The sequence below is a fragment of the Sorangium sp. So ce117 genome, assembly GCF_051524395.1.
GTDB lineage: Bacteria > Myxococcota_A > Polyangia > Polyangiales > Polyangiaceae > Sorangium > Sorangium cellulosum_B.
Window position 1 is genome coordinate 12,243,150 of record NZ_CP150309.1, and the last position, 14,969, is coordinate 12,258,118.

The window sequence follows — 14,969 nt, forward strand, 5'->3', positions numbered from 1 at the left end:
CTCCATCCACACGTTGCGAGCTGCAGGGCTGGACCATGCGCACTACTTATCTCATCGCGTCAATTTTCCTTGCGACCGCGCTCCTCGCGGCCGGCTGCAAGACGGGGACATGCGCGGATGCCGTCGAGCACGCCGAGGCCTGCGGGGTCGACGGCCTCGAGCTCGACGACGACTTCGCCGGCTGCTCCGATCACGAGGCGTGTCGCGCGTCGTGCGTGCTCGACGCGCCCTGCGACGAGATCAAGGCGTCTTTCGCCGGCGGCACGGACCGGAGCACGGAGGCCTGGCGCTGCTACGAGCAGTGCCCCATCTCCGATTGACGGTCATTCCATCGATCGATGACGACCCGGGGTGGGGCGAAAAGGCGGGTGCGTCGCCGCCGGCGACCGACCCGGGCGGCTGACGCCGGTCACCAGCCGGATTTCTCGTCCTCGCCCAGCACGCCGCCGATCAGGCCGGCCGCGCCGCCCACGGCCGCGCCGCCGGCGCCTCCGAGGAGGCCTCCGACGAGCGCCCCCTTGGCAGCGCCTCCGGCGAGCTCGTCCTCCGGCGAGGACTTCTTCGCTGCTCCCTCCGCCGTCGGGTCCGCCTGCTCCTGCTGGCTCGTCGCCGGCGTCGGCTGATTCTTCTGCTTCTTTTTCATGTTGATGTTCGAAGCAAGCCTCGTGCCAGCGGCGACGGCTGGCCGCCGGAGCGGGGCGCTCTCCGTTCGGCCTGGTGGATCGCGCCTGAGGTCGCCTCCTCAACGGGCAGGCGCGCTTCAGCACATGATCATGTTGCCGCGGTCACTCCACAGCCTGCGGGCCGATCGCGCAATCGGGGCGTGTCATGTCCGAGCTGCTTTGGATTTCCTTCTCCCCGGCGCGGCGCTTGCTCCTGCCTCGTTCCCCAGGCGCTCGACGAGGAGCTCCACGAACGCCCGGACCTTGGCGGGCTGGTGGAGGTGGTGAGGGAAGACGACGAAGATCGATATCTCTTGCCCCTCATGGCTCAAGAGCACAGGCTGGAGCCGACCGGCTGCCAGATCCGCTGCTACGGCGAAGTACGGCAGCATCGCGAGGCCGAGACCGTCGACGAGCGCTTGCCTGAGCACGACGACATTGTCCACGACCAGATTGCCCCTGACCGGCACGGCGAGCGTCTCCGCGCCGGACTCGAAGACCCACTCGCTCGACTGCCCCGAGAGACGGATGCAGTTGTGCCGGACGAGATCGCCGGGCACCTGCGGCGCGCCGTGGCGCGCGAGGTAGCCGGGCGAGGCATAGACCCTACGACGGTAAGACCCGATCTTGCGCGCGACACGCGCCTCATCGAGCTGCCGCGCAAAACGCACCACGACGTCGAAGCCCCCGCCGACGACATCCACGAGGCTGTCGGAGAGGGAGAGCTCGAGGCGGACCTGCGGGAAGCGCGCTGCGAAGTCGCCTAGCAAGGGAGCGATCTTCAGTATGCCGAACGAGATGGGCGCCGACACGCGCAAGAGCCCCTCGGGGACCCGGCTCACGCCATGCATCGCGGACGCGGCCTCGTCGGCGGCTGTGAGGATACGCTCGCAGCTCTCGTAGAGCCGCAGGCCCTCCTCGGTGAGCGCGAGGTGCCGCGTCGAGCGGTGGAGCAGCCGTACGCCGAGCCGCTCCTCGAGCGCCGCGAGCCGCGCGCTGACGACCGACTTCGAGAGCCCGAGCGCGCTCGCCGCGCCCGTGAAGGACTTGCGCTCCACCACGCGCGCGAAGATCGCCATCGAGAGGAGATCGTCCAGGGAGGTGGTCAGCATTGTCCTCTGAGCAGAACAGTTTAACCGGCGGAGGACTCTACCGCAACGACGAAAGGCGCTTCATCTTCAGGCCGTCCGCGCAACGCCGCGCGGCGCTGCCGCCTGTCGCGGGCACTGGCGAGACCTCGCGGCGCGAGGGCGGACGCTCGTTCGCTCATTCGCTCGTTCGCGTGGGCACGACCTTTCACGGTCCTTCACGTCTCACCGAGGGGCGGCAGCCGCCCTGATAGTCAATACATCTTACCGAAGGAGCTCTCATGAAATCGGCCATGGCACTCTCCCGCTCGATCCTCCTGACGGCGCTGGGGCTCAGCGCATCTCTCGTCGCGTGCGGCGGAGACAACACCACGATCAGCGGCAGCGGCGGCGACGGTGGCAACAGCGTCTCGACGCCGGAGCTCAATGTCCACGCCGAGCTCGATGCAGCGAAGTTTCAGCTCCCCGAGGGGCTCTGGGTCACCGCCGACAGCAAGACGGCGTATATGGGCTATGCCCTGACCGGCGAGATCGTCGCCGTCTCGCTCGCTGACAACAAGGTGTCTGCCTTCGCCACCGTGCCGGCGCCGCCCGCGAACACGGGCTTCGTCACCGGCATCACCCAGTCTGCTGCCGGCGATCTCTACGTGGCCGCCGCGTCGCTCGACCCGGCGTCGTACGCGCCCGGCATCTACAAGATCCCGGCGGCGGGCGGTCCAGTGACCACGGCCTTCGCCACCGACGCGGCCATGAACCTGCCCAATGGGCTCGTCTTCGACGAGGATGGCAACCTCTTCGTAACGGACTCGGCCCTGGGCGCGATCTTCAAGATAAGCCCCGATGGCAAGACGGTGACCAACTGGCTCACCGATCCTTTGCTCAAGGGGGACATCGCTGCGACGAACCCCTGCAAGACGGTCCTCGGCATCCCGTTCGGCGCCAACGGCCTCGCGCTCTCGCGCAGCGCCTTCTACGTGGCCAATACGGACAAGGCGGCGCTCATCAAGATCCCGATCAAGGCCGACGGGACACCGGACGTCGCGGTCGAGTTCTCCACCTCGGATCCGGCGACATGCCTGCCGCTCCAGGGCGCCGACGGCATCACCGTGGACGCCGACGGGAGCATCCTTGTCGCCGGCAACGGGGGCAACGCGCTCGTCCGGGTCGGGACAGACGGCAAAGCGGCCGTGCTCGCCAGGGGCGGCTTGCTCGATGGGCCCGCGAGCGTCGCGCTCGCGACGTTGGGCTCGGAAAAGCACGCCCTCCTCACCAACTTCGGGCTGATCACGCTGCTGTCGATGAAGACCCCGAAGGTGGGCCTGCTCTCCTACGGCCCGCTCCCGTGATCGTCGCGAGCCTCCGCGTGGGCCCGATCGAGCCAGGGGGTGAGCGCTTCGAGGTCGCTCGCCCTGCGACCGAGCAAGCGGAGGTCGGATGGGCCGGAAACGGCTCGCCAGGCGCCGTCCCCGCGGAGCTTGACCCGGGCGAACGTTCCACGGCTTCCTATCCGCAGGATCCATGCACCGAATTCGTGATCTCGAGGAGCGACCGCACGAGCGGGTCCTTGTCGTCCATGGCGCGCCACACCGAGCGGCCAAGGATGACAACGTCGAGGTCCCGAACCCGCTTGAACACCACCCCGGCAAGGAGCGTCGCCGCGGCGCTCTCGGGAAACAAGCTGAGACCTTCGCCGCTTGCCACCAGCATGAGGATCACATCGCTGCTGGCCTCCTCGTGGGCGAGATCGAGCGGTTGACCGTGCGCTCGGAAGGCCGCGATGATGTCGTCGTGGAGGCGCGGGCCCTCCTTGCGCGGAGGCCAGAGGAAGCGCTCCTGCTTCAGGTCCGCGACCCTCAGCGTGCGCCGTGCAGCGAGGCGATGGCTCTTCGACATCACGACGCCGACGCGCTCGCGATACAGCACGCGGAAGCGGAAGAGCGGGTCGTCTTCCGGTGAATGATAGCCGTACCCGACCGAGATCTTGCCATCGCGCAGCGCGGCGACCTGCTCCTCGCTCGGCAGCGGCCGAAGGCGTACCTCGACGCGCGGATGACGCGCGCGGAACGCCTGCACGATCCGCGGCAGCAGGAGGGGGTCCGCCAGGGCGCCGTCGAATCCGACCACGACCGTCCCGATACGGCCTTGCGCCGTCGCGCGGGCGTCCTCGACCGCGAGCGCGGCGCGAGCCAGGGTCGCGCGCGCACCTTCGAGGAAACTCCGGCCGGCGGCGGACAGCTTCACCCCGCGTCCCGAGGGCACGAAGAGCTCGACGCCGATCTCCGCTTCGAGCTGAGCGATTTGCCGGCTCAAGGGCGACTGCGAGACGTGAAGCTGCTCGGCCGCCCTCCCGAAGTGCTCCGCTTCCGCGACGGCGATGAAGTACCGCAGGTGACGCAGCTCCATGTTTCAGATCCATAAGGTCTGAAACCGTTGCGATCAATGTCTTGGTGGTCTCGAACGCGGCGGTGCAGGCTGTTCAACATGCTGCGACACGAGAGAGGCCCGGCGGCTCACCCCGAGGCGAACCCGATGATGCAACGTCGCCCCGCCGGCGCGGCGCTCGTCGCCGGGGCGGTGATCTTCTTCCTCGCCGAGCTCATCGCCGCCGCGGCATGGACGGACCCTCCCTACAGCTACACGCATCACTACATCAGCAACCTGGGAGTCCGTGGCCCCCTCGAGGCTCTTGGCCAGTTCATGAACTCGCCGCTCGCGTGGGTCATGAACACCGGGTTCTTCCTCTTCGGGATCATGTTCTTCCTTGGTGTCGCCGCGCTCGAGGGCCTGCGAGGCTGGCGCCGCTGGGCAGCGCTCCTCCTGGGAGCTCTCGTGGCGCTTGGCGGCGTCTTGCTGGCGCTCAACCCCGGCTCCGGCGAGCCGCCCGACGGCGCGGTCGACTATCATGGCTTGGGCGCGTTCGCGTCCATCGTCGGAGGCAACGTGCTCGCGATCTTTCTTGGACGCCAGCGCCAGCAGATCGGAGTCACTCCGAAGGCCGGGAGGGCCATGGTCGTCCTCGGTGTGTTCGGGCTCGCCTCGATGGTGGCGTTTCTCGCGGTCGCCAGCTCGGGGGCCAACGTCCTCATCGGCCTCGTCGAGCGCTGCGCCGTCTATCCCATCCTGGTCGGCTTCATCTGCGCGGGGACGTCGATCTGGAATCGCAGGGCCGCTCATGCAGCTTCGCGGCCTCTGCCTTCGAGCGCGGCGAACGCGCGGGCAGCGGCGTCGTCCAGGGCGAGCTCTACCTGACCGACATCGCCGCGCAGGCCGCGAACGCCGCGACCCCTCTCACCTTTTGGCTGAAACCGGCGCGGTCGGCAAGTACACTCGCGCGCCATGCCTGTGGTCGCCCTGCTCCTCTTGCCATTTCTCGGGAGCGTGCTCACCGCGCTCCTGCCGACGCGGGCACGGTCCGAGCTTGCGGCTTGCGCAGGGCTCGTGTCGGCCGGCGCGGCGGCCTGGGTGATCAGCCTGTTCCCGCGGGTGCGTGACGGGGGCGTGATCCGCGAGACGATCTCGTGGGTGCCTTCGCTCGGTCTCGATCTGGTCCTTCGGATCGACGGGTTCGCGTGGATGTTCGCCGTGCTCATCACCGTCATCGGCGCCCTCGTCTGTCTGTACGCGCGCTACTACATGTCCCCCGAGGATCCGGTGGCGCGCCTGTACGCGCTCTTCCTCGCGTTCATGGGCGCGATGCTGGGCGTCGTGGTCTCGGGCAACCTCGTTCAGCTCGTCCTCTTCTGGGAGCTCACGAGCCTCGTTTCGTTCCTGCTCATCGGCTACTGGCATCACCGGGTGGACGCGCAGCGGGGCGCGCGCATGGCGCTCACCGTGACCGGCGCGGGCGGGCTCGCGCTCCTCGGAGGCGTGATCCTCCTCGGCCACATCGTCGGCAGCTACGATCTCGATGTGGTCCTCGCCTCGGGCGACCGCGTACGGGCACACCCGCTTTACCCGGTCGCGCTCGTCCTCGTCTTGCTTGGTGCGCTCACCAAGAGCGCTCAATTCCCGTTTCACTTCTGGCTGCCGCGGGCGATGGCCGCGCCGACGCCGGTGTCCGCCTACCTGCACTCGGCGACCATGGTGAAGGCGGGCGTGTTCCTGCTCGCGCGGCTCTGGCCGGCGCTCTCGGGGACCGAGCTGTGGTTCTGGATCGTCAGCGGCGCGGGCATGACGACGCTCCTGCTCGGCGCGTACATCGCGATGTTCCAGAACGATCTGAAGCGCGTGCTCGCCTACTCGACCGTCAGCCACCTCGGCCTCATCACGCTCCTCTTCGGGCTCAACAGCTCGCTCGCCGCCGTCGCCGGCGTGTTCCACATCATGAACCACGCGACGTTCAAGGCCTCGCTGTTCATGGCCGCGGGCGTCGTCGACCACGAGACCGGGACGCGCGACATCCGTCGCTTGAATGGCCTGATTCGCGCCATGCCCCGCACCGGCACGCTGGCGCTCGTGGCGAGCGGCGCGATGGCCGGCGTGCCGCTGCTCAACGGCTTTCTGTCGAAGGAGATGTTCTTCGCCGAGACGATGTTCCTGTCCGCGCACCCCTCGGTCGAAGTGGGGCTCCCGGTGCTGGCGACGCTCGCGGCGATCTTCGCTGTCGTGTACTCGCTGCGCTTTGGCTACGACATCTTCTTCGGCCCGCCGTCGACCGATCTCCCTCGCCAGCCGGAGGAAGCCCCGAGGTGGATGCGGACACCGATCGAGCTCCTGGTGCTCAGCTGCCTCATCGTCGGCGTCGCGCCGACGATCTCCATCGGGCCATCGCTCGCAGCGGCCGCCCGCCCCGTGGTCGGCGGGACGCTCCCGGACTACAGCCTCGCCATCTGGCACGGCTTCAACCCGCCTTTCGTCATGAGCCTCGTCGCCATCTCAGGCGGCGTCGTCGGGTACCTCTGGCTGCGCAGGCATCAGGAGCAGGGGCGGCTCCAGGATACGCCCTTCGTCGGACGGCTCAACGGAAGGCGGCTGTTCGAGGGCGCGCTGCTCGGGCTCACGCGCCTCTCGCGGAGGGCGCTCCGGCTCGTCGGGACTCGACGACTTCAGACGCAGATGTTCGCGATCATCGCGGTCGCGCTCCTCCTCGCGCTCCTCGCGGCGCAGGGCGTCCCGCTGGAGTGGGGCGACCGGGACAGGCTCCCCGCGTCGCCTGCGTTCGTGATCTTGTGGGGCATCGGCGCGGTCTGCGCGGTCGGCGCTGCCGTGATGGCGAAGTTCCACAGGTTGATCGCGATCACCTTGATGGGCGGCGCAGGCCTCGTCACCTGCCTGACGTTCATGTGGTTCTCGGCGCCCGACCTCGCCCTCACACAGGTCGTCGTGGAGGTCGTCACAACCATCCTGTTCCTGCTCGGGCTGCGCTGGTTGCCGATGCGCATCGAAGGAATTTCGAGGCCAGTCACGGCCCGCGACAGGGTGCGGCGCGCGCGCGATCTGCTGCTCGCGATCAGCGCCGGCGGCGGTCTCGCCGCGCTCTCCTATGCCATGCTGACCCGGCCGGCGCCGCACAGCATCTCACCGTTCTTCCTCAGCCGCGCGCTGCCGGAGGGAGGAGGCGCCAACGTCGTCAACGTCATGCTCGTCGACTTTCGTGCCTTCGACACCCTCGGCGAGATCACGGTCCTCGGCGCGGTCGCGCTCACGGTCTACGCCCTCCTGCGCCGCTTTCGACCCCCGCCGGAGAGCATCGAGCAGCCCCAGCAACAGAGAGCTTTGCCGGCCGATATCGTCACCGACCTCATGAAGCCGCGCACGGCCGAGGACGCAGAGCGCGGATACATGATGGTGCCGGCGGTCATCGCGCGCGTGCTCCTGCCGGTCTCCGTCCTCGTCGCGGCGCACTTCCTTCTCCGGGGGCACAACGAGCCAGGCGGCGGCTTCGTGGCCGGCCTCGTCGTCGCGATCGCGATGCTCATGCAGTACATGGTCTCGGGGGCGCTCTGGCTGGAGGCGCGCGCGCGCCTCCGTCCGGCGCGCTGGATCGCCGCTGGGCTGCTGCTCGGGGCGACAACGGGCCTCGGCGCGCTCGCCGTCGGCTATCCCTTCCTCACGACGCACACGGCGCATGTCAGGCTGCCGCTGGTCGGCGAAGTCCACCTGCCGAGCGCCACCTTCTTCGACCTCGGCGTGTTTGCGGCCGTCGTGGGAGCGACGCTCCTCACCCTCACCGCGCTCGCCCACCAGTCGCTGCGCGCGCACAGGCGATCGACGCAGGGTCCAGCGTCGTCGACGAGCAGGGGCACGAGCTAGATGGAAGCCCTGCTCGCGCTCGTCATCGGCGTGCTCGGCGGAGCCGGGGTGTGGCTCGTGCTGCGCCCACGAACCTTCCAGGTGATCATGGGGCTCACGTTGCTCTCGTACGCGGTGAACCTCTTCATCTTCAGCATGGGGAGCATCTTCATCGACAAGCCGCCGATCGTGCGACCTGGAGTGCCTGCCGATCTCCAGCACTACACGGATCCGATGCCGCAGTCCCTCGTGCTCACGGCCATCGTGATCGGCTTCGCGACGACGGCGCTCTTCCTCGTCGTGCTCCTCGCCTCCCGCGGCCTCAGCGGCACCGACCACGTGGATGGAACGAGGGAGGAGCCATGACCGAGCGCTTCCCGCACCTCATCGTCGCGCCCGTGGTGCTGCCGCTGATGACGGCGGCCCTGTTGCTTCTGCTCGGTGAGAAGCGCAAGCGCGCCAAGTCGATCGTCAACGTCGGCGCGGCCCTGGCGGGCCTCCTCGTGGCGCTGGAGATCCTGCGCGGCGCCGACGCCGGCGGTTCGTCCGGCGCCGCTCTCGTGTATCTCATGTCGAACTGGGAGGCGCCTTTCGGGATCGTGCTCGTCGCGGACCGGCTCTCGGCGCTCATGCTGGTGCTGGTCGGCGTGGTGAGCCTCTGCGCTGCCCTGTACGCCGAGGCCGCGTGGGGTCGCGCGGGCGCGTACTTCCATGCGCTCTTCCAGGTTCAATTGATGGGGCTCAACGGCGCCTTCCTCACGGGAGACCTCTTCAACCTCTTCGTGTTCTTCGAGGTGATGCTCGCGGCGTCGTATGGCCTGCATCTTCATGGGTCGGGGTGGCCGCGGGTGCGCTCGGGGCTCCACTACATCGCGGTGAACCTGCTCGCGTCGTCGCTCTTCCTCGTCGGCCTCGCGGTGCTCTACGGCGTCGTGGGCACGCTCTCCATGGCCGACATCGCCGAGAAGCTCGCGCTCGTCCCGGCGCGCGATCGCGGGCTCCTGCATGCAGGCGCGGCCGTCCTCGCCGTGGCGTTCCTCATCAAGGCGGCGATCTGGCCCCTCAACGCCTGGCTGGTGCCGGCCTACACGGCCACGAGCGCGCCTGTCGCGGCGCTCTTCGCGCTGATGACCAAGGTGGGCATCTACGCGCTCGTGCGCTCGTGGACGCTGTTCTTCTCCGCGGGCGCTTCAGCGCAGTTCGGGGGGACAGCCCTGCTCTACGCAGGGCTCGCGACCATCGCCTTCGGCGCGATCGGCCTCATGGCGTCCATGTCCCTCGGGCGCATCGCGGGCTTCTCGGTGATCGTGTCGTCGGGGACGCTCCTCGCGGCGCTCGGGATGGGGACCGCCGCGGTGACGTCGGCGGCGCTGTTCTACATGCTGAGCGCCACGCTGGCGGTGAGCGCTCTCTTTCTCCTCGTCGAGCTGGTGGAGCGCGTCGGCTCCGATGGACAGCGGCGGGCGCCGGACCTCGACGTGGAGCCGGGCGAGGACACCAACCTCGATGAAGAGGAGGCGCCGCTCGTCGGCCAGGCGTTTCCGGTGTCCATCGCGTTGCTCGGCCTGGCGTTCATGGTCTGCGCGCTGCTCGTCGCGGGGCTGCCGCCGCTCTCGGGCTTCGTCGCGAAGACCTCGTTGCTGACCGCCCTCCTGTCGCCCCGAGGGGACGGCCACGCGAGCGCCAGCGCCCCCGTCTCGCCCGCCGCGTGGATCCTCTTTGGGCTGCTGCTCCTCTCGGGGCTCGCGGCCACCATCTCCCTCGCGAGGGCGGGCATTCGACACTTCTGGTCGACGGCTGGACGGCTCCCGCCCCGCTTGAAGGGCGTCGAGGCCGCCTCCGTCCTCGGCCTCCTCCTCTGCTGCATCTTGCTCACGCTGTACGCTGAGCCGGTCATGCGCACCACGCGCGCCACAGCCGCGGGACTGCACGCGCCGAAGGCGTACATCGAGGCCGTCTTGTCGATGAGGCCTCGTCCGGGACCGACGCGTCCGGTGATCGAAGCGGAGGGGGCACCGTGACCTTCCTCAAGAACATCGTGCCTGCGCCGCTGTTGTCCGCCGCTCTGTTCGCGCTGTGGCTGGTGCTCGCGCGCTCCACGAGCGCGGGCCAGATCGTCCTGGGACTGGGGCTCGCGCTGGCGGTGCCGCTCCTTACATCGGCCCTGCGACTGACGAATGTCCGGGCGCGGCGACCGCTGGTCGTCGTGCGCTTCATCCTGAGGGTCGGCTACGACGTTCTGCTCTCGAATTTCGAGGTCGCCTGGGGCGTTGTCACATGGCAATGGCGGCGACCGCGGTCGAGGTTCGTGATCGTGCCCCTCGAGCTGCGTGACCCCGTCGGGCTGGCCGCGTTATCCATGGTGACGACCGTGGTTCCGGGCACCGTGTGGTCGGAGCTCGCGCTCGATCGCCGCGCGCTCTTGCTGCACGTGTGGAATGTCGGTGATGAAGGCGCCTTCGTCGCCCGCTTCAAGGCTCGCTACGAGGAGCCTCTCAGGGAGATCTTCGAATGAGCGCACTCCTGTCTGGCGCGATTGCCTTCGCGCTCGGCTGCTACGCCGTCGCGTCGGTCCTGGTGGTCATCAGGTTGATCCGGGGGCCGCGGGCGCAGGATCGCGTGTTCGCGCTCGACCTGCTCTACTTCCACGCGATGCTGGTCATGCTGGTGCTTGGTATTCGTCACCGGAGCGACACGTACTTCGAGGTCGCGTTGCTGATCGCGCTCTTCAGCTTCGTGAGCTCATCCGCGATGACGAAGTTCATCCTGCGCGGGGAGGTGATTGAATGAACCAGCTCCCCCTCTGGGTCGAGGCGGCGGTCGCTGCGTTGCTCGTGCTGAGCGGCCTGTTCGTGGTCATCTCCGCGTTCGGGTTCCTGCGCCTGCCAGACTTCTTCCTGCGCATGCATCCCCCTGCGCTGGCGTACACCTTCGGCAGCTGGTGCGTGGCGCTGGCGGGCGTCCTCTACTTCTCGATGATCGAGTCCCGGCCCGTGCTGCACCCGTGGCTCATCATCATCATGCTCTCCATCACCATCCCTGTGACCACGGTGCTCTTGGCGCGTGTGGCGCTGTTCCGCCGCCGCGCTGCGGGAGCCGCCGACACTCCGTCTCCGCTCACTCCACACCGCGACTCCTGAGGACGGTTCAGCCTCATTCGGGCTCCTCGGCGCGTGGCCGAGCAGGCACGATCAGCACGTCGCTGGCGACCTCACGCAGCACGTCTCCAGCGACCGTTCCGAGGAACGCGTGAGCGACCCCGGAGTAGCCGTGGGTGCCGAGCACCAGGAGGTCGCTGTCTGCCTTCTTGACCGCCTTCTCGATCACGCGCCGCGCGGAGCCGCATCGAACATGCATCTTCCAGCGCGGCGCCTCTGCTGGCTGCACCTTCGCCTGCGCGAGCGAGGCAGCGAGCAGCTTCACGAGCTGCTGTGTAGCTGCTCGCTCGAGCTCGCTGCTCCATGCCTCTGCGTCCTCCTCCGAGAGGCTGCGATAGATGGCTCCACGATAGGGAGTGTCGAACGCATGGATCACCGTGACACGCGGCCGCGGGGTCGGAATCAGCCGGAGCATCAGCGCGAGCACCTCCGTGGATCCTTGCTCGAGATCGAGGGCGACCGCGGGCAGGCTGTACGCCGCGCGAGGAGCCAGCCGGACCGCCAGGACCGGGAGCTGCCCGCGGCGGATGACGCGCTCCGCGGTCGAGCCGAGAAAGGTGTCCCGGAGCGCGCGGCTGCCGCCGCGACCCATGACGATGAGCTCGGCCCTCGTCGAGGTCGCGCAGCCTGCGATCTCCGCGGCCGCGCTGCCGACCTTCACCACCGGTTCGACGTCGACGCCCTCGGGCAGGGTCTTCGCGAGATGCCGCGCCTCGTTCACGAGTGATTTTCTGGCATCCTGCTCGGCGCGGTCCTGGGCCCTGGCGGGGAGGTTGCCGGGAACGACGTGGAGCAGCGTGACGCGAGCTCCATCGGCCAGAGGCAGAAGCGCAACTCGGCCGAGGACGCGGTCCGAAATGGCCGTCAGATCGACGGGGACGAGCAGCGAATGGAAGCGCTCGGCCTCGTCCCTCTCGGGCTGCCCTTTGCCTGACCCTGGCTTCTTCAGACTCTCGGTCATCGTGTGGCCTCCTCTCGATGAAGCAGGGCCCTCCTCGGACAACCTCCTCCACCGCGCCTGGAACAGCCGATCTAGGCGCGGCGGCCGCCCCGGGAGAACGCGGCAAGGCCCCTGGCGAGGGCCCCCGTCACGAGCGCCGCGGCGCAGCCAAGGATCCCGAGATCAGCGAGGCTGTGATTCCGTAGCGCGACCGCCCCGACGATGCAATCGCCCACGAGCAGGACCACGAGCGAAAGGCCGAGGTGAAAGCGGCGCGCGTCGTCGTGTGGCCACCCTGGCGCGGGCTCGGCCCTGGCTCCTCCGCACGCCCGGATCCCGGCGGCGATCCCCAGGAGAAGCACCGCATATCCGGCGCCGAGCAGCGCCTCCGGCGCGACGCTCACGACAGGTCGCCCTGCCCCGCGCCCGAGGGCGCTGCCCTCCCGGCGCTGTCCGGGGGCGCCTCGATCTCGGTGAAGAGGTTGTCCTGGGCTTCCGGTCCCGCGAGCTGCGGAACGCGATGGCGGACGCCGCGGTAGGCGAGGAGGAGGAGCGGCAGGGTGCCGCCGACGATGAAGAGCACGTCGCCCGGCAGGCGCATCCACTCCATGAGGCGGTTCGTGGGGTTCGTCAGGTACTGGAGCTCTCGAGCCTCGAAATACCCGTAGCTCACCGCGTGGTGGAGCTGCATGAGCCCGAGCGGGAACAGCGTGGCAAAGACCATCCACGCGAGCCCGACGTTCAGCGACCAGAAGCTGATCTTGGCCGCCCTGTCGGACCACCGCGCGGCGGGCATCAGGTAGCGCAGCGCGAAGAGCGCGAGCCCGGCGGCCAGCATGCCATAGACGCCCATCATCGAGGCGTGCCCGTGGTTGGCGGTCAGCGCGGTGCCGATCTCGTAATAGGACACGATCGGCAAGTTGATCAGGAACCCGAAGATCCCGGCCCCGAGGAAGTTCCAGAACCCCACGGCCACCAGGAACATGATCGCCCAGCGATGCGGGAAGGGCTTCGTCGACTGTCCTCCTTGCACGATGCCCAGGCGGAGGAAGGTCCACGCCTCGACCGTGAGGAAGGTCAACGGGATCACCTCCGCGGCCGAGAAGAAGGCGCCGAGCGCCATGTGCTCCACGGGCGTGCCGGAGAAGTACAGGTGGTGCATGGTGCCGATCACCCCGCCCGCCGAATAGAGGATGACCTCCAGGTAGATGAGCCGCAGCGCGATCGCCTCGGCCACCACCCCGAGCAGGACGAAGAGATAGGCCACCATGAGCGTGGTGAACAGCTCGAGGAAGTCCTCCACCCAGAGGTGCACAACCCAGAAGCGCCAGAAGTCGGTGCTCGTGAAGTTCGCGCGCGGGTGCGCGAGGAGGCCTACGGCGTAGAAGGCCGGGATGGCCAGCGCGGCGAAGAAGAAGAGCCAGGGCATGTTGCCCCGGTGCTCGACGGCGAGCCGACCCCGGAGCCCGCGCAAGAGCAGCGCCACCCAGGCGAACAGGCCGAGCGTCAGGAGCACCTGCCAGAAGCGGCCCAGATCGAGGTACTCGAACCCTTGGAGCGCGAACCAGATGCTGTCCGACGCGCCGTGGATGCCGAGGAGCTCGCCGAGGAGGCTGCCCACGACGACGATGACGAGCGCCCCGAGCAGGCCATAGGCGAGCCAGCTCTGGCCTCTCGGCTCGCGCCCGCTGATCATGGGCGCGATGAAGATGCCCGCGCCGAGATAGGAGACCGCGACCCAGAAGATGGCGAGCTGCAGGTGCCACGTGCGCACCAGGTTGAAGGGGAAGGCCCCGGCCAGGTTGAACCCGAAGAAGCTGGACAGCTCGGCGCGATAATGCTGCGTGGCGCCTCCGAGGACGGACTGGAGGGTGAACAGCAACGCCATGACCAGGAAGAACCACGCCGTCGCGCGCTGGGCTGGGGTCAGGGCGACCTCGCCCGGCTGGCGGAAGCTGAGCCGGTGCCCTTCCCGCCCGTGCCAGCCGAGGAAGCGCCATCGCCCGAAGGCCGCGAAGAGCAGGCCTGTCCCGCCGAGGAGCGCGATGAGCGAGAGCACGCTCCATACCACCAGCTCGCCCGTGGGCTGGTTCCGGACGAGCGGCTCTGGAGGCCAGTTGTTTGTGTACGAGTAGGCCTCTCCGGGGCGCTCCGCCGCGGCGGTCCAGGCCGTCCAGGCGAAGAACGAGGTGAGCTGCGAGAGCTCGCGCGCGTCCGAGAAGAGGCCGGTGCGCAGGCCGTGCTTGGCGCTGGGCTGGGCGAAGAAGCGGCGATAGTGATCCTTCAGCAGCTCGAAGGCCTCTGCCTGGGCATCGGTGAAGACCAGCGTCTTTGTCGCGGGATCATAGCGGTTTTGACGAAAATCGCTGACGGTGCGCGCGAGCGCCTCCGCCGAGCCCACGCCGCCGTGGCGAGAGGCGGCGTGGGAGGCGGCCCGGCGGAGGTAATCGGCGGTGAAATCCGGGCCGAGGTAGGCGCCGTGGCCGAAGACGGATCCGTATTCCATGAGCCCGTTCCGCAGGAACAGCTCCTGACCCGTGAGCACGTCGTCGCCCGTGAACAGAACGCGCCCCGCAGGGTCGACCACCCGGGCGGGGATGGGTGGCTGTGCCGCGTAGGTGCGGTAGGCGAGCAGGCCGAGCACGAAGAACCCGAGCAGGAAAACGAGGGCCGTCGCCTGGACCCAGCCGCGCGAGATGAGGAGGTTTCGCCGTCCGGAGGAGCGCGCCATGGAAATGCCGGGAGCAAGCCGAGGAGGGCCCACCCGTTCTCCGAGATGACGACCGAGGAGGCTGCGTTGCGCGGCGTTCGTGCGCCTGGACGAGGAAATGGGGGTCTTTCCGCGGATTCCTCCTGGCCGCTGCCGGCGAGCTCGTCCTGGAGGTCGGGC

General features: G+C 68.7%; 15 protein-coding genes. 9 read left to right on the forward strand and 6 right to left on the reverse strand.

Going from position 1 to position 14,969, the window contains the following annotated elements:
- Window positions 1-35 precede the first annotated feature (35 nt).
- Window positions 36-320 (forward strand): hypothetical protein, encoded by a 285-nt coding sequence (locus WMF46_RS45915; protein WP_437983026.1) that lies wholly within the window; start codon window positions 36-38, stop codon window positions 318-320.
- A gap of 89 nt (window positions 321-409) precedes the next feature.
- Here WMF46_RS45915 and WMF46_RS45920 read toward each other — a convergent pair whose 3' ends face one another.
- Both WMF46_RS45920 and WMF46_RS45925 read right to left on the reverse strand, forming a co-directional pair.
- Window positions 410-643: a hypothetical protein gene (locus WMF46_RS45920; protein WP_437983027.1), complete on the reverse strand. Its 234-nt coding sequence runs from the start codon at window positions 641-643 to the stop codon at window positions 410-412.
- A 183-nt stretch (window positions 644-826) separates the two neighbouring features.
- Complete coding sequence (locus WMF46_RS45925) at window positions 827-1,774, reverse strand: LysR family transcriptional regulator (protein WP_437983028.1); 948 nt, start codon at window positions 1,772-1,774, stop codon at window positions 827-829.
- A gap of 269 nt (window positions 1,775-2,043) precedes the next feature.
- Between WMF46_RS45925 and WMF46_RS45930 the strand changes: the two genes are divergently transcribed.
- Window positions 2,044-3,096, forward strand: coding sequence for an SMP-30/gluconolactonase/LRE family protein (locus WMF46_RS45930; protein ID WP_437983029.1), 1,053 nt, complete (start codon window positions 2,044-2,046; stop codon window positions 3,094-3,096).
- A 157-nt stretch (window positions 3,097-3,253) separates the two neighbouring features.
- On the opposite strand, the gene WMF46_RS45935 is transcribed toward WMF46_RS45930, so the two are convergent.
- Window positions 3,254-4,153: a LysR family transcriptional regulator gene (locus WMF46_RS45935; protein ID WP_437983030.1), complete on the reverse strand. Its 900-nt coding sequence runs from the start codon at window positions 4,151-4,153 to the stop codon at window positions 3,254-3,256.
- A 126-nt stretch (window positions 4,154-4,279) separates the two neighbouring features.
- Between WMF46_RS45935 and WMF46_RS45940 the strand changes: the two genes are divergently transcribed.
- The 7 genes from WMF46_RS45940 to WMF46_RS45970 all read left to right on the forward strand — a co-directional run bounded on the left by WMF46_RS45940 (window position 4,280) and on the right by WMF46_RS45970 (window position 11,121).
- Window positions 4,280-4,999: a DUF998 domain-containing protein gene (locus WMF46_RS45940; RefSeq protein WP_437983031.1), complete on the forward strand. Its 720-nt coding sequence runs from the start codon at window positions 4,280-4,282 to the stop codon at window positions 4,997-4,999.
- Window positions 5,000-5,086: 87 nt separating this feature from the next.
- A complete protein-coding gene (locus WMF46_RS45945) occupies window positions 5,087-8,002 on the forward strand; it encodes a monovalent cation/H+ antiporter subunit A (protein WP_437983032.1) in 2,916 nt (971 codons plus the stop codon).
- Window positions 8,003-8,347: a Na+/H+ antiporter subunit C gene (locus WMF46_RS45950; protein ID WP_437547455.1), complete on the forward strand. Its 345-nt coding sequence runs from the start codon at window positions 8,003-8,005 to the stop codon at window positions 8,345-8,347.
- The gene (locus WMF46_RS45955) at window positions 8,344-10,002 is read left to right on the forward strand and encodes a monovalent cation/H+ antiporter subunit D (RefSeq protein WP_437983033.1); all 1,659 of its coding nucleotides are present in this window, start codon (window positions 8,344-8,346) and stop codon (window positions 10,000-10,002) included. The genes WMF46_RS45950 and WMF46_RS45955 overlap by 4 nt, the downstream gene beginning before the upstream one ends.
- On the forward strand, window positions 9,999-10,496 hold the full coding sequence (locus tag WMF46_RS45960; RefSeq protein ID WP_437983034.1) for a Na+/H+ antiporter subunit E: 498 nt from the start codon (window positions 9,999-10,001) through the stop codon (window positions 10,494-10,496). Before WMF46_RS45955 ends, WMF46_RS45960 begins: the two co-directional genes overlap by 4 nt.
- On the forward strand, window positions 10,493-10,771 hold the full coding sequence (locus tag WMF46_RS45965) for a K+/H+ antiporter subunit F (RefSeq protein WP_437547458.1): 279 nt from the start codon (window positions 10,493-10,495) through the stop codon (window positions 10,769-10,771). The genes WMF46_RS45960 and WMF46_RS45965 overlap by 4 nt, the downstream gene beginning before the upstream one ends.
- Window positions 10,768-11,121 (forward strand): Na+/H+ antiporter subunit G, encoded by a 354-nt coding sequence (locus WMF46_RS45970; RefSeq protein ID WP_437983035.1) that lies wholly within the window; start codon window positions 10,768-10,770, stop codon window positions 11,119-11,121. Before WMF46_RS45965 ends, WMF46_RS45970 begins: the two co-directional genes overlap by 4 nt.
- 13 nt (window positions 11,122-11,134) lie before the next feature.
- On the opposite strand, the gene WMF46_RS45975 is transcribed toward WMF46_RS45970, so the two are convergent.
- The 3 genes from WMF46_RS45975 to WMF46_RS45985 form a co-directional block, all read right to left on the reverse strand.
- The gene (locus WMF46_RS45975; protein ID WP_437983036.1) at window positions 11,135-12,100 is read right to left on the reverse strand and encodes a universal stress protein; all 966 of its coding nucleotides are present in this window, start codon (window positions 12,098-12,100) and stop codon (window positions 11,135-11,137) included.
- Window positions 12,101-12,171: 71 nt separating this feature from the next.
- On the reverse strand, window positions 12,172-12,483 hold the full coding sequence (locus WMF46_RS45980) for a hypothetical protein (RefSeq protein ID WP_437983037.1): 312 nt from the start codon (window positions 12,481-12,483) through the stop codon (window positions 12,172-12,174).
- A complete protein-coding gene (locus WMF46_RS45985; protein ID WP_437983038.1) occupies window positions 12,480-14,810 on the reverse strand; it encodes a nitric-oxide reductase large subunit in 2,331 nt (776 codons plus the stop codon). Before WMF46_RS45985 ends, WMF46_RS45980 begins: the two co-directional genes overlap by 4 nt.
- Window positions 14,811-14,969 lie beyond the last annotated feature (159 nt).